Below are 19,636 nucleotides of genomic sequence, written 5' to 3' on the forward strand. Positions count from 1 at the left end.
CGGGCGGGGTCAGTCGATGGCCTCGCAGACGTCCTCGGCCGTGCCGTGCCGGCCGAGGGTGAAGGTGCGGGTGCCGTCGGCCTCGAAGACGACGCGGGTTCCGCGGCCGCCGAGGACGTAGAGGCCGGTGTCCGGGCGGCTGCCGGGCGGCATCGTCGTGCCGAACGCGCCGTGGAGCGAGGTCAGCGACTCCGGGGAGCCGTCGGGGCGGTAGGCGAAGACGGCGGTCGCGCTGAGGTCGCGCACGACCGAGGCACCGGTGGCGAGGTTCGTGTAGCGCTCGACCAGCGCGCCCCGGAACAGCTGTGTGCGGGGCGTCCCGTCGGGCCAGGTCGAGGTCGTCCGGTACTCCTCCTCGTCGCGCAGCGGCGTGATGCGCGTGTCGAAGCCGCAGGTCGAGCGTGCGGCCGGGACGACGACCTCCTCGGTGCGGTACGGGGTCCACGGCGACCCGTCGTGGTGGCCCGGGCCGGGGTGCGCGCTCGCGGCCGGCGCGGCGAGGCCGGCTCCGAGGAGGGTCGCGACGCCGAGGGCGGCCAGGGTGCGGCGGGTGGTGGTGCGGGTGGCGGTGGTCGTCATGACGGTCTCCTAACCGGTAATGCGCTGTGAGCGGTTAGGTTCGACCGTAGCCCACGGATACGCTCTGCGGGTGGCTGAGCAGCACTGGGTGGAGGTCGACGGCCTCGTGCTGCCCCGACCGGTGGCGGGCCACCCGGCGCTCGAGCTCGTCAACACCTTCTCCGGGTGGGACGGCACGCACGCGAGCGACTACCTCGAGACCTACGACCACCTCGCGGTGCTCGCGGGGGAGCTCGACCTGCTGCCGGTGGGAGACGTCCAGCGGCTGCGGCGCGCCGCCCACCGCCAGCCCGAGGCCGCCGCGGCGGCGCTCGAGCGGGCCTGCACCGTCCGGGCCGTCATCCGCGACGCCGCGCTCGACCCGAGCGACGGCGAGGCGGTCGGGGCGCTCACGGTCGCGACCCGGTCGGCGGCCACCGGGGTTCAGCTCGTCCCCGGCCACCCGGCGCGCTGGCGGGTGCAGGGCATCTCGCCGGACGACCTCGACCGCCCCTCCGACGCGTTCGCCTGGGTGGCCGCCGACCTCGTGACCCGGCCGGAGGTGGCGCGGGTGCGGGCGTGCCCCGGGCTGGGGTGCGGGTGGGTCTTCCTCGACACCTCCGGCCGGCGCCGGTGGTGCTCGATGGCCTGGTGCGGCAACCGGGCCAAGGTCCGCGCGCACGCCGAGCGCACACGCTCCCGCCGCTGACCCCGCCCAGCCCCCTCACGAGTCACACGCGTATCGGGTGACCCGATACCCCTGCGCTTCACCCAGGAACGGTTCCGGGGTACAGCGCGGCCGTATCGGGTCACCCGATACGCGTGGGGACCGTGGGGTCGGCAGGAGGCCGGGGTGACCGACGACGCCGGCGTGCCCGGCTGCCGCTCGCCGCCCCGATGTCGCCTCGCCACCCCGATGTCGCCTCGCCGCCCTGACCTCGCCCGGACGGTGCATCCTGGCACCCCGGCACGGCGGGGCCACCCCGGCGGGACGGGGTCGCCCCCACCTCGTCATGCCGCCCTGACCTCGCCCGGCCGCACCGATGTCCCCTCGCCGCCGTCACCTCGCCCGGACGGTGCGTCCTGGCACCCCGGCAGGGCGGGACCACCCCGGCCGGGTCGAGACCCCGGTTCGTCCGCGAGACCCCGGCTCCGAAGCCCCGCCCGGTGGACATTTCGGGGTGACCCCGAAATGTGGAGGCGCGTGGGGCGGGTGGGACGGCGGCCGCCGAGGCCGGCCGGCGCTACGCCGTGGGCGAACGCGGAACAGGCCTGCGTGCTCACGACGTTGACCACCTCGTAGACGCGCACCCCCCTCCGTGAGGAACGGGGGCGCCACCGACAGGCAGCGCGACTAGCATCGAGGGGACTCGACGTCAGGAGAAGCACCATGTTCGAACGGTTCACCGACCGCGCCCGGCGCGTCGTCGTGCTCGCCCAGGAGGAGGCGCGCGGTCTCAACCACAACTACATCGGGACCGAGCACATCCTCCTCGGCCTCATCCACGAGGGTGAGGGTGTCGCGAGCAAGGCCCTGGAGAGCCTCGGCATCAGCCTCGAGGCGGTGCGCGAGCAGGTGCAGGAGATCATCGGCCAGGGCCAGCAGGCCCCGACCGGTCACATCCCGTTCACGCCGCGCGCGAAGAAGGTCCTCGAGCTGAGCCTGCGCGAGGCGCTCCAGCTCGGCCACAACTACATCGGCACCGAGCACATCCTCCTCGGCCTCATCCGTGAGGGCGAGGGCGTCGCGGCCCAGGTGCTCGTCAAGCTCGGCGCCGACCTCTCGCGCGTGCGCCAGCAGGTCATCCAGCTCATCTCGGGCTACCAGGGTGGCAAGGAGGGCGCGGCCCCGGGCGCCGGCGGCACCCAGGGCGGTCCCGCCGAGGGCACCCCCGCGGGCTCCCTCGTCCTCGACCAGTTCGGCCGCAACCTCACGCAGGCCGCGCGCGAGGGCAAGCTCGACCCGGTCATCGGGCGCGAGAAGGAGATCGAGCGGGTCATGCAGGTGCTCTCCCGCCGCACCAAGAACAACCCGGTGCTCATCGGTGAGCCCGGCGTCGGCAAGACCGCGGTCGTCGAGGGCCTCGCGCAGGACATCGTCAAGGGCGAGGTGCCCGAGACGCTCAAGGACAAGCAGCTCTACACGCTCGACCTCGGCGCGCTCGTCGCCGGCAGCCGCTACCGCGGTGACTTCGAGGAGCGGCTGAAGAAGGTCCTCAAGGAGATCCGCACCCGCGGCGACATCGTCCTGTTCATCGACGAGATCCACACCCTCGTCGGGGCCGGGGCGGCCGAGGGCGCCATCGACGCGGCCTCCATCCTCAAGCCGATGCTGGCCCGCGGCGAGCTGCAGGTCATCGGGGCGACGACGCTCGACGAGTACCGCAAGCACATCGAGAAGGACGCGGCCCTCGAGCGCCGCTTCCAGCCGATCCAGGTCGCCGAGCCGACCCTCGCGCACGCCATCGAGATCCTCAAGGGCCTGCGCGACCGGTACGAGGCGCACCACCGGGTGTCCATCACCGACGGCGCGCTCGTCGCGGCGGCGAACATGGCCGACCGTTACGTCAACGACCGCTTCCTCCCGGACAAGGCGATCGACCTCATCGACGAGGCGGGCGCGCGCTTGCGCATCCGCCGGATGACCGCACCGCCGGACCTGCGCGAGTTCGACGAGAAGATCGCCGCGGTCGTGCGCGAGAAGGAGTCGGCCATCGACGGCCAGGACTTCGAGAAGGCCGCGCGCCTGCGCGACGACGAGAAGAACCTGCGCAACGAGAAGGCGCGGCGCGAGGCCGAGTGGAAGTCCGGCGACATGGACGTCATCGCCGAGGTCGACGAGGAGCTCATCGCCGAGGTCCTCGCCGCGTCGACGGGCATCCCGGTCTTCAAGCTGACCGAGGAGGAGTCCAGCCGCCTGCTCCACATGGAGGACGAGCTGCACAAGCGCGTCGTCGGCATGGACGAGGCCATCAAGTCGCTCTCGCAGGCCATCCGCCGCACGCGGGCCGGCCTCAAGGACCCGCGTCGCCCCGGCGGCTCGTTCATCTTCGCCGGCCCGACCGGCGTCGGGAAGACCGAGCTGGCCAAGACGCTCGCGGAGTTCCTCTTCGGCGACGAGGACAGCCTCATCCAGCTCGACATGTCGGAGTACAGCGAGAAGCACACCGTCTCGCGCCTCTTCGGCTCGCCCCCCGGCTACGTCGGGTACGAGGAGGGCGGCCAGCTCACCGAGAAGGTGCGCCGCAAGCCGTTCTCCGTCGTCCTCTTCGACGAGGTCGAGAAGGCCCACCCGGAGATCTTCAACAGCCTCCTGCAGGTGCTCGAGGACGGCCGCCTCACCGACTCCCAGGGTCGGATGGTCGACTTCAAGAACACGGTCATCATCATGACGACCAACCTCGGCACCCGGGACATCTCCAAGGGCACGCTCGGCTTCTCCGCCGGGCCCGACACCCGCTCGGACTACGAGCGGATGAAGGCCAAGGTCCAGGACGAGCTCAAGCAGCACTTCCGTCCCGAGTTCCTCAACCGCGTCGACGACACGATCGTCTTCCCGCAGCTCTCGCAGGCCGAGATCGTCCAGATCGTCGACCTCGAGATCGCCAAGCTGGACAAGCGGCTCAAGGACAAGGACATGGGCATCGAGCTCACCCCGGCGGCGAAGAACCTCCTCGCCACCAAGGGCTACGACCCGGTGCTCGGTGCGCGTCCGCTGCGTCGCACGATCCAGCGCGAGATCGAGGACATCCTCTCGGAGAAGATCCTCTTCAACGAGCTGAAGTCCGGCGAGATCGTCGCGGTCGACGCGACCGGCGAGACCAAGGACGACACGTTCACCTTCCAGGGCACGGCGCACAGCCGGGGCATCGAGCTCCCGGTCGTCGCGGCCGAGGCCGCCGAGGGCTGACCGAGCCTCCCCGAGGGCGCCCGACCACATGGTCGGGCGCCCTCGGTGTGTCCGGGGGACATTGAGCGTCCGGCCACGCCGCCGCCGGACCCACGGATTCCGTCGAAAACGGGGTTCGCGCCGCGAAATCCTTACCCGGTCTTTACCCCACTGGATGGACGGATTGTGCAGACTTGAACGCAGCAAGGACCTCCGGGGCCCTTGCAGCGGCCCGCCACCACCCCTGCGGTGGCGGGCCGCGCCCCTGTCCGGACACCGCCGCCACCCGCCGGCGAGCCGCGGCTACGCTGCCGGGATGGCCTCCTCCGACGCCGCGCCCGACGCCGTCGCCACGTCCCGCACCGGCGTGCGCGTCCGGCCCGCCCGCACCGCCGACGTCCGCGCCATCCGCTCGCTCGTCGCCCCGCTCGCCGAGGCCCGGGTGCTGCTGCAGAAGGAGGCCGTCGCCTACTACGAGTCGGTGGCGGACTTCGTCGTCGCCGAGACCGACGGCGCCGACGGGACGCCGCCGCAGGTCGTCGGCTGCGGGGCCCTGCACGTCCTGTGGGAGGACCTCGGGGAGGTCCGCACCCTCGCCGTCGACCGCTCGGTCCTCGGGCTCGGGGTCGGCAGCGCCCTGATGACGCGGCTCGTCGAGCGGGCTCACGAGCTCGGCCTGTCGCGGCTGTTCTGCCTGACCTTCGAGACCGCCTTCTTCGCGCGGCACGGCTTCGAGGCCATCGAGGGTCAGGCCGTCGAGCCGGCCGTCTACGCCGAGCTCCTGCGCTCCTACGACGAGGGCGTCGCCGAGTTCCTCGACCTCGAGCGGGTCAAGCCGAACACGCTCGGCAACACCCGGATGCTCCGCGTTCTCTGACCCCGTCGCGCTGCGGCGGCGCGGGCCGCCGGGAGCCTCAGCGACCGGAGGAAGGGTCCAGCGCGGGGTCGACGCTGCGCTCGGGAAGCGCGTGGGCGTGCCGCCCCTCGGGTCGCCGGCGGACCGCGACGACGACCACGGTCGTCGTGCCCACGACGAGCACGACCCCGAGCAGGAGGAGGCCCAGCCCGAGCGGGAGGGCCCACCCGGCCCGCTCGGTGCTCTCGCGGGCGAGGGTGGTGGCCCGGCCGACCTCGCCGTCGGCGAGGGAGGTGCGCGCCGCGTCGGCCCGCTCCCGCACGCCGAGCAGCGTCGTCCCGACGTCCGAGAGGGGGTCGCGCTCGCGGGCGGCGGTGTCGCGGGCGGACCCGACCGCGCGCAGGGCCGTGGCCGTCGCGGGCAGCGTGGACGCGAGCTCGCGGTAGTCGGGGTCCAGGGCCGCCTGCTCGTAGGCCTCGCGCACGCTCGGCGGGACGGCGAGCCCGGTGCGGGCCGAGGCCTGCTGCACGGCGGCCACGTCGGGGCCGAGCGGGGCGACCGCCTCGCGCACCTGGCGGGCCCGGTCGAAGTCCCAGACGGTCATCGCGTCGCGCAGCCCCTCGGGCGGCAGCCACGGGCCGTCGGCGCGGTCCAGCGCTCGGTAGGCCGTGCGCTCGCGCTCGCGGGGCGCGAGGAGCGCGCGCTGCTCCTTCGTGAGCACCCAGGTCGAGAGCAGCTCGGGCGCGCCCTCGACCCCGGCCCGGTCCTCGACGAGGTCGAGCCAGTCCTGCCACGACGTGCGCCCGCCGCTCGGGGTCACGAGGCCCGGGGGGTCGTACGCCCGCTCGCCGCGCACGGCGGCGCCGACCACGGCGGCGAACTCGGCGTCCGTCGTGTCCGCGAGCAGCGTGTGCATCACGCGGTAGGAGGCGGGGTAGGCGTAGGCGTCGACGTCGGCGGAGCGGCTGCCGGCGTCCCCGCTCCACTCGTTGAGGGGGACGGCGTCGCGGTCATCGGGGCCGACGGAGCGGTGCTCGCGCGGCGTGCCCCCGGTCTCGTCGACGGCGCGCTCGGCGACGGCCTGGGCGAGCCCCTCGAAGAGCCAGCGCTGCTCGAGGGTGTCGGCGGAGACCCACGCATGGGTCAGCTCGTGGAAGATCAGGTCGTCGTCGAGCTGCTCCCCGACGACGATCTCGTCACCGGTCGGGTCGAACCAGCCGTCGTAGCCGCGCAGCGACGGGGAGGCATCCTCCCGGATGCGCTGGAGCCCGCCGGGCCACGGGGTGTCGACGAGGCGCTCGAGGACGGGCAGGCCCTCCTCGACCCGGCCGGCGACGAAGCGCGACCACTGCTCGTCGTCGGGGAAGGCCGACAGCGTGAGCGAGAGGTCGCCGACGTCGACCACGCGCTCCGTGACCTGGGCGGGGTCGCGCAGCGACACGGTCGCCCAGAGACCGCCCTCGAAGGTGTTCTCCGTCGCGGTGTACGTCGCCGTACCACCGGAGCGCGCCGTGTCGAAGCCGTCGACGGTGCTCGCGAACGACATCGCCGACGGGGCGATCACCTCGACGCGGTTGCGGCCCTCGTCGCCCGGGCCGTACGCGACGAACGTGGCGTAGCCGGGGCCGACCCGCGTGCTGTTGGCCGAGCGCGGCGGCGCCCCGGGGACGTCGAACTCCAGGACGATCCGGCGCTGCTGGTCGTAGCGCAGGGCCGGGAAGCCGATGCGCACCGTCTGGGTGCTCGGGTCGTCGGTGCCCGAGGTCCGGACGGACAGCCGGCTGCCCCCGGTCGACGCGCGGACGTCGGTGGCGCCGGCCGGGATCGGGACGGTGTAGGCGTCGAAGAAGTAGGCGTAGACGCCGCCGTCGGCCTTCGTGTCCTTGCTCGTGTTGCGCAGGTCGAGGGTCATCGTGGCGCGGACGAGGTCGGCCGCCGGGTCAAGCCGGTAGCGGCTGACGGCCGACACCGCGAGCCCCTCCTCGGCGGCAGCGGCGGGGCCGACCGGGGCCGCGACGACGAGCGAGAGCGCGACGAGGGCGGACACGACGGAGCCGGCCACGGCGCGGCGCAGCGTGCTCGTCATCGGTCCCTCCGTCGTCGCCCGGGGCGGCGCGGCGCTGCGGCGCCGCACCCGATCGTAGGCGCGCGGCGGCGTGGCGGACCGTCCGGTGCGGGTCAGCTGGCCTTCTTCTCGGCCTTCTTCGCCGTCTTCGCCGCAGACTTCTTCGTGGCGGCGGACTTCTTCGACGCCGCCTTCTTCGTCGTCGAGGACTTCTTGGGCGCGGCCTTCTTCGTGCTCCCGGACGAGCTCTTCGACACCGTCGAGCCCTGGCCCCCGCCGGACGACGGCGCCTCGCCACGGGAGGCCTTGGCCCGCTCGACCGAGCGCGACAGCGCGGCGAGCAGGTCGACGACCTCGCCGGACTCCTCCTCCTCGGGCGCGGAGACCCGCACCTCGCCGCCCTCGACCTTGGCCCGGACGAGCTCCTTGACCGCGAGCGCGTAGTCGTCCTCGTACTCGGCCGGGTCGTAGTCGCCGGCGAGCTGGTCGATGAGCATCTTCGCCATGTCCATCTCCTGGCGGGTGGCGTGCTGCTCGTCGACGGCGGCGAAGTCGGCAGCGCGCACCTCGTCGGGCCAGAGCATCGTCTGCATGACGATGACGCCGTCGCGGACGCGCAGGATCGCCATCGTCATGCGGGTCCGGATCGAGACGGTGACGACGGCGACGCGCTGCTCGCTCTCGAGGGCGTCGCGCAGGAGGACGTACGGCTTGGTGGCGGACTTGTCGGGCTCGAGGTAGTAGCTCTTGTCGAGCCACATCGGGTCGATCTGGTCGGCGGGGACGAACTTCGTCACGCCGATCTCCTTGCTCGAGCGCGAGGGGAGGTCGGCGAAGTCGTCGTCCGTGAGCACGACCATGTCGCCGTCCTCGGTCTCGTAGCCCTTGGCGATGTCGTCGTAGCTCACCTCCTCCCCGTCGATCGAGCAGAAGCGCCGGTAGCGGATGCGCCCGCCGTCCTCGCGGTGCACCTGCCGGAACTGCACGTCGTGGTTCTCGGTCGCCGAGTAGAGCCGCACCGGCACGTTGACCAGCCCGAAGGAGACCGCGCCCTTCCAGATCGCGCGCATCGTCGGTCCCGTCCTCTCGTCGCTCGCCCCGGGTGCCCCCGGCACGTCCACCCAGCCTAGGACGGTCGGCGCCGGCGGGGGAGGGCCCGCGGCGGGTCGGGTCGGCGGTCAGGCGCGGGCGGCCACGGCGTCGACGAGCGCCCCGAGCGGGTCCGGCAGGGCGTCGGCGTCGAGCCGCTCGGCGAGGCGGGCGGCCAGCCGGGCCTTGCGCCCCGACCCCGAGCCCGCGAACCGGTGCAGCTGCTCGAGCACCGGGCGCCCGCGCCAGTACGGCATCCGGGCCATCGACTCGAACGCGCCGAGCTCGGCCATCGAGGCCAGCGCGTCGCGGACGGCGTCGGCGCCCAGGGCGCGCATGAGGACGTCCTCGAGGTCGCGGTCGCAGACGAAGACGCCGTGCCAGGCGAGCTCCTCGACGTCGCGCGCGACGACGCCGTGCCGACGCAGCGCGCCCACCGCGAAGCGCATCTCGGGGGCGTCGACGAGGGCGAGGACGCCCGGACCGGGGCCGCCGAGCCCGTCGAGGTGGCGGGCGAGGTTGGTGACCCCGCCCATCGGGACGACGGTGGCCGGCACGCCGCGGCCGGCGAGCAGCGTGCGCACGACGACGGCGTCGCTCTCGCCCTCGACGAGCACGACGGGTCCGGCGCCCGCGGCCTCCATGGCGCGACGCTAACCCGTGCCCGGGGCGCTCCGGGGCCCGCGGGCGGCAGGATGGGCCCATGCGTCCCATGCTCGCGACCGCCGCGGAGGCCCCGCCGCGCGGTGACGCGTGGGTGCACGAGGTGAAGTGGGACGGGATGCGGGTGCTCGCCGACGTCCGCAGCGGGTCGGTGACGGTGACCTCGCGGACCGAGCGCGACGTGACGGCGGCCTTCCCCGAGCTCGACGCGCTCGCCGGCACCTACGACGACCTCCTGCTCGACGGCGAGGTCGTCGCCCTCGACGAGGGGCTGCCGAGCTTCCACGCGCTGACCGAGCGGATGCACGTCACGAAGCGGGCGCAGGCCGAGCGCCTGGCGCGCTCGCGGCCGGTGACGCTCATGGTCTTCGACCTGCTGCGGCTCTTCGGGCAGGACCTCACCGGCCAGCCCTGGTCGGCGCGGCGGCGGCTGCTCGAGGAGCTCGAGCTCGACGGGCGTGCGTGGCGGGTGCCCGAGGTGCACGACGACGGCGCGGTGCTGCTGCGGGTCACGGGTGAGCAGGGGCTCGAGGGGGTCGTCAGCAAGCGGCGGGACGCGCGTTACCTGCCCGGTCGGCGCTCGCCGGACTGGCGCAAGGTCGCGCACCGGCGCACCTACTCGGTCGTCGTCGGGGGCTGGCGGCCCGAGGTGGGGTCGGGGGCGTCGTCGGCGGACCGGCTGGGGGCGGTGCTCGTCGGGCTGCCCGACGGCGAGGGTGGCTGGCGGTACGCGGGGCGGGTCGGGTCCGGGCTCGCGGGGTCGGCCGGCGAGGCGCTGCTGCGCCGGGTCCGCCGGCACGAGTGCGACGCACCGCCGTTCGCCGACGAGGTGCCCCGCATCGACGCCTCGGGGACGACGTGGGTCGAGCCGGCGGTCGTCGTCGAGGTCCGCACGCTCCAGCTGACCCCCGACCACCGGCTGCGCCAACCCACGTTCCTCGGGGTGCGCGCCGACCTCACGCCCGACGAGCTGCAGGAGGTCGAGGAGGGTGGCTGAGCGGTACGTCCCGCAGGTGACGCGCGTCGAGGTCGACGGGCGGCGGCTGAAGCTGACCAGCCTCGACAAGGTGATGTACCCCGCCACCGAGACGACCAAGGGCGAGGTCCTCGACTACTACGCGCGCGTCGCCGGCGTGCTCCTGCCGCACCTCGCGCGCCGACCGGTGACGCGCGTGCGCTGGCCGCACGGGGTCGAGGACCAGATGTTCTTCGAGAAGAACATGCCCTCCGGGGCGCCGTCGTGGCTGCCCGGAGTGCAGGTCGACGACGTCCGCTACCCCCTCGTGCCCGGGATGGCCGAGCTGACCTACCTCGTCAACCTCAACTCCCTCGAGCTGCACGTCCCGCAGTGGACGGTCGACGACGACGGCGCGCCCGAGCACCCGGACCGGCTCGTCATCGACCTCGACCCCGGCAAGCCGGCCGGCCTGCGCGAGTGCGCCCGGGTCGCGCTGCTCGTGCGCGACCGGCTGGAGCGGCTCGGCCTCGAGCTGCACCCGGTGACCTCGGGCAGCAAGGGGATGCAGCTGTACGCGCGGCTCGGCGGCGACCTGACCTCCGACCAGGTGCGCGACCTCGCGCAGCAGCTGGCGCAGGAGATGACGAAGAAGCACCCCGAGCTCGTGCTGTGGAAGATGACCAAGTCGCTGCGCCCGGGCAAGGTGTTCCTCGACTGGAGCCAGAACGTCGCGGCGAAGACGACCATCAGCCCGTACTCGCTGCGCGGGCGCGAGCTGCCGCACGTCGCGGCGCCGCGCACCTGGGACGAGGTCGAGGCCGGCGCCGAGGACGACGGCACGCTGGCCCAGCTGATGTTCGACGAGGTGCTCGAGCGGGTCGAGCGCGACGGCGACCTCCTCGCCGACCTCCCCTGACCCGATCCCATCGACTTCTTGCGAGTTGAGCCGCTCGACACGCCGTCGGACCGCGTGTCGGGCGGCGGAACTCGCAATCAGTCGGGTGGTGCGCGGTCAGGGGAGGGGCACAGGGAACGGACAGCGGGGTCATCCGGGCCGGTCGGAGGCTGGAGCCATGACCTCCTCGACCCGCTCCGGACCGTTCCGCTCCACCGGCCTGCGCCTCGTCGGCGCCCTGACCTCGGCCACCGCCGTCGCCCTCGTCGGGACGGCTGCCCTCCCCGCCGCGGCGGCGGAGGCGGCCGGCGTCCACGACGACCGGCCGGTCGTCGTCCCGCGTCCGCCGGACCCGGCCGCCCTGCCGACGGAGACGAGCACGCGCGGCGTCACGTGGCGGTGGGACGGCGCCCGCTGGGTGCGCCTCCCCTGACCCGACTTCTTGCCCATCCGCCACCTCCGAGGGCCCGATCCGGTCCGGGGCGGGTGGCAGATGGGCAACACGTCGACGCTGACCCATCGACTTCTTGCGAGTTGAGCCGCTCGACACGCCGCTGGACCGCGTGTCGGGCGGCGGAACTCGCAACCAGTCGCGTCAGGCGGGGCGGTGGCGGGGGGTCGTGGGCGCGGTCGGGGTGCGGCGGCCCGAGAGCGCGGACCCGGCCGCAGCGCCCGTCAGGGCCGGCACGGCGACGAGCACCGCCCAGAACCAACCGCCGACCACGGTCTCGGTCGCCCAGAGGCCCCAGTCGAACGCGGTCGGGGCGCCGAGCTGGCCGGCCGCGGTGAAGACGGGCACGGCGAGGACGGCGACGACGCCCCAGCGCGCGAGCACGGGACCGGCGGCCCGGGCGCGCAGCCCGTCGACCGTGCCCCACACGAGGGCGGCGACGGCGACGGCGAGCATCGCGGCGAGGCCCGCCCCGATGTTCGCACCGACGGTGGGGCCGGAGAGCCGCTCGACGAGGGTGAGGGCCGCCCAGGCGAGGACGGCGAGGGCGGCGGTGCGCGGCAGGGCGGCGAGAGCGGTGGTCATGGCGCGAGCATGGCGGCGCCCGGCACGGACCGGCGTGAGCACCGGTACTCAGCCGCGCGAGGACGGTCCGATCGGCCGACCCCCGCCGCCGACCCAAGGAGAACCCCGACTTCTTGCGAGTTGCGCCGCTCGACGCGCCGTCGGACGGTGTGTCGAGCGGCTCAACTCGCAAGAAGTCGATGAAGGGGGGTCGAGGGCGGGGTCGATGGAGGGTTCAGGGCGGGGGAGGGGTCGGATCAGGGGAGGGGGTGCGGCGCAGGCGGGGGCAGCCGGCGCACTCGACGCACCCGGGCAGGGCGTAGATGAGGCAGCACGACGCGCGGGGGACGCCGCCGGGCCGGAGCATCCCGGCCGCCGACTCGGCCTCACGCCGGGCGGCGGCCCACATGTCGTCGACGAGCGCCGCCCGCACGTGCGGGCCGAGGCGCACCGGGCTGCGGTAGCCGTCGGCGACCGGCGTCGCGACGGCGCGGAAGTCGGCCTCGGCGGCATCGAGCCGGGCCGGGAGCTCCCGGGGGTCGGCGACGAGCCCCGCCAGCCGCACGGTGTCGGGGACCAGCGAGGGGGCGAGCGAGAACGTCAGCCCGTCGAGGACCGCTCGCACGGGCCCGGCCGCGGCGGCGTGCGCGGCCGCGTGCGCCGGCACCTGGAGCAGCCACTGGAGGACGAACACCGCCGCGACCGAGGGCGGGGCCACGCCGTCGTACCAGCGCGCGTGCATCCGCCGCAGGCCCTCACGCCACGGGTCGGGGTCGACGCCGAGATCGTGCGGCAGCGCCGGCCCCCCGACGACGAACCGCAGCCACGCGTGGCGGGCGGACATGCGCGCAGCGGCGGCACCCGGGTCGGGTGCCGCCGCTGCGCCGGGCGAGCCGTGGCTCAGGAGTTCGCCTTGTCGTAGGCCTCCTGGACCTCGCTCGAGATGCGGCCGCGCTCGCTGACGTCGTAGCCGTTGCCGCGTGCCCACTCGCGGATCGCCGAGACGTCACGCTTGCTGCCGGCGCTGCTCCTGGCCGCGCCGCGGGAGGCGCTGCGCCGCCCGCCGGTGCGCTCGGCGTGACCGATCCACACCGCCATCGCGTCGCGCAGCTTGCTCGCGTTGTCGCTGGTCAGGTCGATCTCGTAGCTGACGCCGTCGAGGGCGAAGGTGACCGTCTCGTCGGCAGGGGACTCCTTGTCGACGTCGTCGACGAGAAGGACCTGGACCTTTTTGGCCATGGTGTCGTGCCTCCGAATGCAGAAGGGAATGTCAGGGGTGGTCCGAGCATGCCGCACAAAGGTGCGCGGCGTCTCTCCCACAGGGTAAAGCGCAGGTAAAGGAAAGGAAAGTCCGAGACATTCCTCAGTCGGTCTTTTCGTCGTTTTCCGTCGTCGTTCCGTGCTCGGCGGACGCCTCACGGGCCGCCTGCCGGTCCTGCTCGGCCTCGAACTTGCTCTGGGCCAGGCGCTCGTTGCGGTCGGCCTCCATGATGCGTTTGACGATGACGTAGAAAAATGCCGCCGCGACGATCGTCGGGATGATCGCGACGAGATAAGGGACGATCGAACCCATCGGAATCAGGCCTCCGGCTTCAGGTGCGGAAAGAGGATGGTCTCGCGGATGTTCGCGCCGGTGAACAGCATGATGAGCCGGTCCACGCCCAGGCCCAGGCCCCCCATCGGCGGGGCGCCGTACTCGAGCGCGCGCAGGAAGTCCTCGTCCAGCTGCATCGCCTCGGGGTCGCCGCCGGCCGCCCGCAGCGACTGGGCGGTGAGGACCTCGCGCTGGACGACGGGGTCGACGAGCTCGGAGAACCCGGTGCCGCGCTCGACGCCGGCGATGATGAGGTCCCACGCCTCGATGAGCCCGGGGGTGTCGCGGTGCGGCCGCGCGAGCGGCTGCGCGATGGCGGGGTAGTCGCAGAGGAAGGTCGGCTGGAGCAGGCCGGGCTCGACGAGCTCGCCGAGCAGCTCGAGGAAGACCTTGTCCTTCTCGAGCGCCGGGTCGACCTCGACGCCGTGCCGCTCGGCGTGCGCGAGCAGCGTCTCCTTCGAGGTCTCCTGGGTGACCTCCTCGCCGACGGCCTCGCTGACGCCCTCGTAGACGGGCAGCCAGCGCCACTCTCCGTCGAGGTCGACCGTGCCCGCGGGCGTCTCGACCTGCCGCGACCCGAGCGCGTCGGCGACGCCGAGGTAGAGGTCGCGCATGAGGCCGGCGATGGAGCGCTGGTCGCCCCATGCCTGGTAGGCCTCGAGCATCGTGAACTCGGGGGAGTGCGTCGCGTCGACGCCCTCGTTGCGGAAGATGCGGCCCATCTCGTAGACGCGGTCGACCCCGCCGACGACGGCCTTCTTGAGGTTGAGCTCGAGGGCGATGCGCAGGACCATCTCCTGGTCGAACGCGTTGAGGTGCGTCCGGAACGGCCGGGCCGCGGCCCCACCGTGGACCAGCTGGAGCACCGGCGTCTCGACCTCGAGGTAGCCCTGGCCGTCGAGGACGGAGCGGACGGCGCGCAGCGCGGCGGCCTTGGTGCGCACCATGTCGCGGGCCTCCTGGCGCACGACGAGGTCGGCGTAGCGCTGGCGGACCCGCGACTCCTCCGAGAGCTCCTTGTGGAGGGTCGGCAGCGGGCGCAGCGCCTTGCTCGCGACGCCCCAGCGGGTCGCCATCACCGACAGCTCGCCGCGGCGGCTGGAGATGACCCTGCCCTCGACCCACACGTGGTCGCCGAGATCGGCGTCGCGCTTGAAGGCGTCGAGCGCCTCCTGCCCCACCTCGGCGAGGCTGAGCATCACCTGGAGGCGGGTGCCCACGCCCTCCTGGAGCGTCGCGAAGGCGAGCTTGCCGGTGGTGCGGACGAAGACGACGCGGCCGGCGACGGCGACGACGTCCTGGGTCTCCTCGCCGGTCTCGAGGTGCGCCCACTGCTCGCGGACCTCGGCGAGCGAGTGCGTGCGCGGGACCGCGACGGGGTAGGCCTGGCCGCCCTCGGCGATCAGCCGGTCGCGCTTCTCGCGCCGGACCCGCATCTGCTCGGGCAGCTCGGCCTCGGGAAGGGCGGTGGTGGGGTTCTCGGTCACGGAGGACAAGCCTACGGACCCGCGAGGGCCGGTCCGCCCCCTGCCCGCCCAGCGACCGCCGCCGCGGCGAGGTCCGGATGTCGGGGCGCGTCGGTAGCGTCACCTGCGTGGCGAGGCACGGGAGCTGGGAGGAGGGGCTGCCCGCGCGCCGGCTCGAGCACGCCGACCCCGTCGAGCTCCCGCCGCCCGACGTCTGGCCGCGCACCGTGCCCGCGGTCGAGCACGTCCTCGCGCACGGCGTCGACCTCGCCCGCTGCACGGTGCTCGTCGGCGAGAACGGCTCCGGCAAGTCGACGCTCGTCGAGGCGCTCGCGATGGCCGTCGGGATGAACGCGGAGGGCGGCTCGACCGGCGCCGCGCACCGCACCCACGCGAGCGAGTCGCCGCTGCACGAGTGGCTGCGCGTCGTCCGCGACCCCGGGGCGCCGCGCTGGGGCTACTTCGTGCGGGCCGAGACGATGCACGGCCTCTTCACCTACCTCGACACCTCGCGCGCGGACTCACCGTGGAGCCGTGACCCGCTCTTCCACGGCCTCTCGCACGGCGAGTCCTTCGTCGCGCTGCTCGGCACGCGGCGCTTCCGCGGCGAGGGCCTCTTCGTGATGGACGAGCCGGAGGCCGGGCTGTCGTTCTCGGCGCAGCTGCACCTCGTCGCCGAGCTGACCGAGATGGCCCGCCGGCCGCGCACGCAGGTCGTCCTCGCGACGCACTCGCCGGTGCTCGCGGCCATCCCCGGCGCGCACCTGCTCGAGCTCGGCGAGCACGGCATCCGGCCGAGCACGTGGGACGAGCTCGACCTCGTGGCGCACCACCGCGGCTTCCTCGACGCCCCGCGCCGGTACCTGCGGCACGTCGTCGACGACCTCGACGACTGACCGAGGCGCCGGGGGTCAGCGCTCGTCGAGGGTCATCTCGAGCGTGTAGCCGTCGGCGTCGTAGCAGTGGTTGGCGTGCTCGACCGGCTCGCCGTGTGCCCCGAAGGCCGTGCGGGCCATCGTGAGGACCGGCTTCGTGCCCTTGAGCGCGAGCCGCCGCCGTTCCTCGGGGGTCGGCATCCGGGCGCCGACCGACTGCCGGGCGACGACGGGCACGGCGCCGCGGGTGCGCAGTGCGGCGTAGAGGCCGGTGGCCTCGAGCTCCTCGGCGGTGAGGTCCGACAGGCCCGGTGGCAGCCAGTTGTGGAGGACGGCGAGCGGGCGCCCGTCGACCGTCCGCAGCCGAACGATGCCGAGCAGCGGTGTGTCGGAGGGCAGCTCGAACGCAGCGGCGGCCTCGTCGTTGCGCGTCATCTCCAGGGAGAGCACGGTCGTGCCCGGGGTACGGCCGGTGCGCAGGAGGTCGTCGTGGAGGCTCGACAGCTCGGCCCGGCGGTGCACGCGCGTCGGCGCCACCGTCGTCCCGATGCCGCGGCGGCGCACGAGCAGGCCGCGGTCGACGAGGTCCTGCATCGCCCGGCGGACGGTGGGGCGCGAGAGGCCGAGGCGGCTCGCGAGGTCGAGCTCGTTCTCGACCGCGTCGCCGGGCGCGAGGACGCCGTCACGCACCGCCCCGCCGAGCTGCTCGGCCAGCTGGTGCCACAGCGGCACGGGGGAGGTGCGGTCGATCCGCACCGTCACCTGTCGCGCCGCCATGGAGGGGACTGTACAGCCGGCGCCGCGTCGTGTCAGTATGTCCTGACAAAGGAGGTCGGATGAGGGTCGGACTCGCGGGAGCCGGACGGATCGGGGCGTTCCACGCCCGCACGCTGGCCGGGCTCGAGGGCGTGGAGGCGCTCGTCGTGGCGGACGCCGATGCGGCCCGCGCGGCGCAGGTGGCCGCGACGCTCCCCGTCGCCGAGGCCGTCGGCATCGACGAGCTCGTCGGCTCCGGCCTCGACGCCCTCGTCGTCGCGACCTCCACCCCCGGGCACGCCCCGCTCGTGCGGGCCGGCGTCGAGGCGGGCGTCCCCGTCTTCGTCGAGAAGCCCCTCGCCGCGACCCTCGACGGCACGCTCGAGCTCGTGCGCCTCGTCGAGGGCGCCGACACCCCCGTGCACGTCGGCTTCCAGCGGCGCTTCGACACCGGTTACCGGCGGGCCCGCGAGGCCGTCGCGTCCGGCGAGCTCGGCTTCGTCCACACCCTGCGGGCCACGACGTCCGACCGCCGCCCGCCGCACCCCGACTACGTACCGACCTCGGGCGGCATCTTCCGCGACTGCGCGGTGCACGACGCCGACGCCGTCCGCTTCGTCACCGGCCGCGAGGTGCTCACCGTCCAGGCCGTCGGCGGCACGAAGGGCGAGCCGTTCTTCGCCGCCGCCGGCGACGTCGCCAGCGCCGCCGCGCTGCTCACGCTCGACGACGGCACCATCGCCGTGCTCACGACGACCCGCTACTCCGGCCAGGGCCACGACGTCCGGCTCGAGGTCGTCGGCTCGGAGGGCTCGGTGGCCGTCGGCCTCGACGACAGCCTCGCGCTGCGCTCGGTCGAGGACGGCGTGAGCTTCCCCGCGGGGCCGGTGCACGAGGCCTTCATGGACCGCTTCGAGCCGGCCTACCGCGCCGAGCTCGCCGCCTTCCTCGACGTCGCCCGCGGCGCGGCGCCGAGCCCCTGCACCGTCCGCGACGCGCTCGAGGCCTCACGCGTCGTCGAGGCCGCCACGCTCGCCCTCGCCGAGGACCGCACCGTCGCCCTGTCCGAGATCCCCACCACCTGAAGGAACCGTCGATGACCACCGCACCCGTCGCCCAGCGCATCGCCGGCGCCCCCATCTCCTGGGGCGTCTGCGAGGTCCCCGGCTGGGGTCACCAGCTGGCCCCGGACCTCGTCCTCGCCCAGATGCGCGAGGTCGGCCTCGCCGCCACCGAGTTCGGCCCCGACGGCTTCCTCCCCGACGCACCCGAGGCGAAGGCCGAGACGCTCGCGGCCGCCGGCCTGCGCGCGGTCGGGCAGTTCGTGCCGGTCGTCCTCCACGACACCGCGGTCGACCCCCTCCCCGCGGTCGAGGAGGCGATGACCGGCCTCGTCGCCGCGCAGGCCGGCGTCGTCGTCATCGCCGCGGCCACCGGCGCCGACGGCTACGACGAGCGCCCCGACCTCGACGACGACCAGTGGGCGACACTCCTCGCCAACCTCGACCGGATCAGCGACGCCGCCGCCGCGCGCGGCCTCCTCGCCGCGCTCCACCCGCACGTCGGCACGATGGTCGAGAGCGGCACCGAGACCGAGCGGGTCCTCGCCGGCAGCCGGATCGCCCTCTGCCTCGACACCGGGCACCTCCTCATCGGGGGTGGCGACCCGGTGGCGGTCGCCGCGCAGCACCCCGACCGCATCGGGCACGTGCACCTCAAGGACGTGCGCCTCGACCTCGCCGACCGCGTGCGCGCGGGCGAGCTCTCGTACACCGACGCCGTGGGCGCCGGGATGTACGTGCCGCTCGGCGAGGGCGACGTCGACGTCGCCGCCATCATCGGCTCGCTCGAGGCGGCCGGCTACGACGGCTGGTACGTCCTCGAGCAGGACACCGTCCTCTCCGGTGACCCCGACGCCACCGGGGTCGACCCCGCCGCCGACGTCCGGGCCTCGGTCGCGCACGTCGTCGGGGTCGCCGACCGGCTCGGGGACCGCCCGTGAGCACCCCCGACCTCGTCGCGATCGGGCGCACCGGGGTCGACGTCTACCCGCTCCAGCACGGGGTGGGCCTCGAGGACGTCGAGACCTTCCAGAAGTTCCTCGGCGGCAGCGCGACCAACGTCGCCGTCGCCGCCGCCCGGCACGGGCACTCGGCCCTGCTCGTCACCAAGGTCGCGGACGACGCGTTCGGCCGCTACGTACGTCGCGAGGCCGAGCGGCTCGGCGTCGACCCGGCCGCCATCGCCGTCCACGCGGGCGACGGGCCGCCGACGCCGGTCACCTTCTGCGAGGTGCACCCGCCGGACCACTTCCCGCTCTCGTTCTACCGCTGGCCGACCGCTCCCGACCTGCTCCTCACCGACGACGACCTGCCGCTGGACGCCGTGCGCGACGCCCGGGTCTTCTGGGCGACGGTGACCGGGCTCTCGCAGGAGCCCTCGCGCGGGGCGCACCACACCGCGTGGGCGGCGCGCGGCCGGGCCCGCCACACCGTCCTCGACCTCGACTGGCGGCCGATGTTCTGGGCCGACCCGGCCGAGGCGAGCACCGAGGTCGGCCGGGCGCTCGAGCACGTGACCGTCGCGGTCGGCAACCTCGAGGAGTGCGAGGTCGCCGTCGGCGAGACCGACCCCCACCGCGCCGCCGACGCCCTCCTGGAGCGCGGGCTCGAGCTCGCCGTCGTCAAGCAGGGGCCCCGCGGCGTCCTCGCCGCCACCCGCGACGAGCGCGTCGAGGCCGCCCCCTTCCCCGTCGAGGTCGTCAACGGGCTCGGCGCCGGCGACGCGTTCGGGGGAGCGCTCGTCCACGGGCTGCTCGAGGGCTGGGACCTGGAGCGGACCGTCCGCTTCGCCAACGTCGCCGGCGCCATCGTCGCCGGCCGGCTCGAGTGCTCGACCGCGATGCCGACGAGCGACGAGGTCGAGGCCGCGCTCGCCGGGGCCGGGAGGTGACCGCC

General features: G+C 74.2%; 20 protein-coding genes. 10 read left to right on the top strand and 10 right to left on the bottom strand.

Annotated elements, in window-relative coordinates:
- Positions 1 to 9: 9 nt before the first annotated feature.
- Entirely contained in the window at positions 10 to 579 is a 570-nt protein-coding gene (locus tag J3473_RS04265; protein ID WP_207022059.1) for a hypothetical protein, read from the bottom strand.
- A gap of 70 nt (positions 580 to 649) precedes the next feature.
- On the opposite strand from J3473_RS04265, the gene J3473_RS04270 reads away from it, so the two are divergent.
- The 3 genes from J3473_RS04270 (at position 650) to J3473_RS04280 (ending at position 5,324) form a co-directional block, all read left to right on the top strand.
- Complete coding sequence (locus tag J3473_RS04270) at positions 650 to 1,267, top strand: CGNR zinc finger domain-containing protein (protein ID WP_051749951.1); 618 nt, start codon at positions 650 to 652, stop codon at positions 1,265 to 1,267.
- Positions 1,268 to 1,948: 681 nt separating this feature from the next.
- Positions 1,949 to 4,468, top strand: a complete 2,520-nt coding sequence (locus J3473_RS04275; RefSeq protein WP_207022061.1) for an ATP-dependent Clp protease ATP-binding subunit — start codon at positions 1,949 to 1,951, stop codon at positions 4,466 to 4,468.
- 295 nt (positions 4,469 to 4,763) lie between these two features.
- Positions 4,764 to 5,324, top strand: coding sequence for an amino-acid N-acetyltransferase (locus J3473_RS04280; protein WP_207022062.1), 561 nt, complete (start codon positions 4,764 to 4,766; stop codon positions 5,322 to 5,324).
- 37 nt (positions 5,325 to 5,361) lie between these two features.
- On the opposite strand, the gene J3473_RS04285 is transcribed toward J3473_RS04280, so the two are convergent.
- From J3473_RS04285 to J3473_RS04295, 3 genes are all read right to left on the bottom strand, one after another.
- Entirely contained in the window at positions 5,362 to 7,389 is a 2,028-nt protein-coding gene (locus tag J3473_RS04285) for a hypothetical protein (protein WP_207022063.1), read from the bottom strand.
- A 92-nt stretch (positions 7,390 to 7,481) separates the two neighbouring features.
- Entirely contained in the window at positions 7,482 to 8,438 is a 957-nt protein-coding gene (locus tag J3473_RS04290; RefSeq protein WP_207022064.1) for a Ku protein, read from the bottom strand.
- A 108-nt stretch (positions 8,439 to 8,546) separates the two neighbouring features.
- Complete coding sequence (locus J3473_RS04295; protein WP_207022065.1) at positions 8,547 to 9,101, bottom strand: hypothetical protein; 555 nt, start codon at positions 9,099 to 9,101, stop codon at positions 8,547 to 8,549.
- Positions 9,102 to 9,160: 59 nt separating this feature from the next.
- Here J3473_RS04295 and ligD (J3473_RS04300) point away from each other — a divergent pair, with 59 nt between their 5' ends.
- The 3 genes from ligD (J3473_RS04300) (at position 9,161) to J3473_RS04310 (ending at position 11,406) form a co-directional block, all read left to right on the top strand.
- Positions 9,161 to 10,117 (top strand): non-homologous end-joining DNA ligase, encoded by a 957-nt coding sequence (ligD, locus tag J3473_RS04300; RefSeq protein WP_207022066.1) that lies wholly within the window; start codon positions 9,161 to 9,163, stop codon positions 10,115 to 10,117.
- Positions 10,110 to 10,994, top strand: a complete 885-nt coding sequence (gene ligD / locus J3473_RS04305; protein WP_207022067.1) for a non-homologous end-joining DNA ligase — start codon at positions 10,110 to 10,112, stop codon at positions 10,992 to 10,994. The genes ligD (J3473_RS04300) and ligD (J3473_RS04305) overlap by 8 nt, the downstream gene beginning before the upstream one ends.
- Before the next feature lie 157 nt (positions 10,995 to 11,151).
- Positions 11,152 to 11,406 carry a hypothetical protein gene (locus J3473_RS04310; protein ID WP_207022068.1) on the top strand — a complete coding sequence of 85 codons (255 nt, stop codon included), beginning with the start codon at positions 11,152 to 11,154 and terminating at the stop codon, positions 11,404 to 11,406.
- A gap of 162 nt (positions 11,407 to 11,568) precedes the next feature.
- Here the strand turns inward: J3473_RS04310 and J3473_RS04315 are convergent, their stop codons facing one another.
- From J3473_RS04315 to lysS, 5 genes are all read right to left on the bottom strand, one after another.
- Complete coding sequence (locus tag J3473_RS04315) at positions 11,569 to 12,009, bottom strand: hypothetical protein (RefSeq protein WP_207022069.1); 441 nt, start codon at positions 12,007 to 12,009, stop codon at positions 11,569 to 11,571.
- A 214-nt stretch (positions 12,010 to 12,223) separates the two neighbouring features.
- Positions 12,224 to 12,832 (bottom strand): (2Fe-2S)-binding protein, encoded by a 609-nt coding sequence (locus J3473_RS04320; RefSeq protein WP_207022070.1) that lies wholly within the window; start codon positions 12,830 to 12,832, stop codon positions 12,224 to 12,226.
- Between the two features lie 56 nt (positions 12,833 to 12,888).
- Positions 12,889 to 13,227 carry an Lsr2 family protein gene (locus J3473_RS04325; RefSeq protein ID WP_207022071.1) on the bottom strand — a complete coding sequence of 113 codons (339 nt, stop codon included), beginning with the start codon at positions 13,225 to 13,227 and terminating at the stop codon, positions 12,889 to 12,891.
- Between the two features lie 124 nt (positions 13,228 to 13,351).
- Entirely contained in the window at positions 13,352 to 13,561 is a 210-nt protein-coding gene (locus J3473_RS04330; protein ID WP_207022072.1) for a hypothetical protein, read from the bottom strand.
- Between the two features lie 5 nt (positions 13,562 to 13,566).
- A complete protein-coding gene (gene lysS, locus J3473_RS04335) occupies positions 13,567 to 15,018 on the bottom strand; it encodes a lysine--tRNA ligase (protein WP_084696547.1) in 1,452 nt (483 codons plus the stop codon).
- A gap of 158 nt (positions 15,019 to 15,176) precedes the next feature.
- Between lysS and J3473_RS04340 the strand changes: the two genes are divergently transcribed.
- Complete coding sequence (locus tag J3473_RS04340; RefSeq protein WP_242525681.1) at positions 15,177 to 15,944, top strand: AAA family ATPase; 768 nt, start codon at positions 15,177 to 15,179, stop codon at positions 15,942 to 15,944.
- A gap of 15 nt (positions 15,945 to 15,959) precedes the next feature.
- Here the strand turns inward: J3473_RS04340 and J3473_RS04345 are convergent, their stop codons facing one another.
- Positions 15,960 to 16,700, bottom strand: coding sequence for a GntR family transcriptional regulator (locus J3473_RS04345; RefSeq protein ID WP_207022074.1), 741 nt, complete (start codon positions 16,698 to 16,700; stop codon positions 15,960 to 15,962).
- Positions 16,701 to 16,759: 59 nt separating this feature from the next.
- On the opposite strand from J3473_RS04345, the gene J3473_RS04350 reads away from it, so the two are divergent.
- Genes J3473_RS04350 through iolC form a run of 3 tightly spaced genes read left to right on the top strand, consistent with a single transcriptional unit; the run spans position 16,760 to position 19,631 of the window.
- On the top strand, positions 16,760 to 17,764 hold the full coding sequence (locus tag J3473_RS04350) for a Gfo/Idh/MocA family oxidoreductase (protein ID WP_207022075.1): 1,005 nt from the start codon (positions 16,760 to 16,762) through the stop codon (positions 17,762 to 17,764).
- Positions 17,765 to 17,775: 11 nt separating this feature from the next.
- Entirely contained in the window at positions 17,776 to 18,681 is a 906-nt protein-coding gene (locus J3473_RS04355) for a TIM barrel protein (RefSeq protein WP_207022076.1), read from the top strand.
- Complete coding sequence (gene iolC / locus J3473_RS04360; RefSeq protein ID WP_207022077.1) at positions 18,678 to 19,631, top strand: 5-dehydro-2-deoxygluconokinase; 954 nt, start codon at positions 18,678 to 18,680, stop codon at positions 19,629 to 19,631. Before J3473_RS04355 ends, iolC begins: the two co-directional genes overlap by 4 nt.
- Positions 19,632 to 19,636: the final 5 nt, after the last annotated feature.

Source organism: Phycicoccus sp. DTK01, assembly GCF_017312765.1.
Classification (GTDB): domain Bacteria; phylum Actinomycetota; class Actinomycetes; order Actinomycetales; family Dermatophilaceae; genus Phycicoccus; species Phycicoccus jejuensis.

Coding starts and splice junctions, on each gene's coding strand:
- J3473_RS04280 (WP_207022062.1), top strand. CDS start 4,764: ATGGCCTCCTCCGACGCCGCGCCCGACGCCGTCGCCACGTCCCGCACC.
- J3473_RS04290 (WP_207022064.1), bottom strand. CDS start 8,438: ATGCGCGCGATCTGGAAGGGCGCGGTCTCCTTCGGGCTGGTCAACGTG.
- J3473_RS04330 (WP_207022072.1), bottom strand. CDS start 13,561: ATGGGTTCGATCGTCCCTTATCTCGTCGCGATCATCCCGACGATCGTC.
- J3473_RS04355 (WP_207022076.1), top strand. CDS start 17,776: ATGACCACCGCACCCGTCGCCCAGCGCATCGCCGGCGCCCCCATCTCC.
- J3473_RS04350 (WP_207022075.1), top strand. CDS start 16,760: ATGAGGGTCGGACTCGCGGGAGCCGGACGGATCGGGGCGTTCCACGCC.
- J3473_RS04345 (WP_207022074.1), bottom strand. CDS start 16,700: ATGGCGGCGCGACAGGTGACGGTGCGGATCGACCGCACCTCCCCCGTG.
- lysS (WP_084696547.1), bottom strand. CDS start 15,018: ATGCGGGTCCGGCGCGAGAAGCGCGACCGGCTGATCGCCGAGGGCGGC.
- J3473_RS04310 (WP_207022068.1), top strand. CDS start 11,152: ATGACCTCCTCGACCCGCTCCGGACCGTTCCGCTCCACCGGCCTGCGC.
- J3473_RS04265 (WP_207022059.1), bottom strand. CDS start 579: ATGACGACCACCGCCACCCGCACCACCACCCGCCGCACCCTGGCCGCC.
- J3473_RS04275 (WP_207022061.1), top strand. CDS start 1,949: ATGTTCGAACGGTTCACCGACCGCGCCCGGCGCGTCGTCGTGCTCGCC.
- J3473_RS04295 (WP_207022065.1), bottom strand. CDS start 9,101: ATGGAGGCCGCGGGCGCCGGACCCGTCGTGCTCGTCGAGGGCGAGAGC.
- J3473_RS04285 (WP_207022063.1), bottom strand. CDS start 7,389: ATGACGAGCACGCTGCGCCGCGCCGTGGCCGGCTCCGTCGTGTCCGCC.
- J3473_RS04315 (WP_207022069.1), bottom strand. CDS start 12,009: ATGACCACCGCTCTCGCCGCCCTGCCGCGCACCGCCGCCCTCGCCGTC.
- J3473_RS04325 (WP_207022071.1), bottom strand. CDS start 13,227: ATGGCCAAAAAGGTCCAGGTCCTTCTCGTCGACGACGTCGACAAGGAG.
- ligD (WP_207022066.1), top strand. CDS start 9,161: ATGCGTCCCATGCTCGCGACCGCCGCGGAGGCCCCGCCGCGCGGTGAC.
- J3473_RS04320 (WP_207022070.1), bottom strand. CDS start 12,832: ATGTCCGCCCGCCACGCGTGGCTGCGGTTCGTCGTCGGGGGGCCGGCG.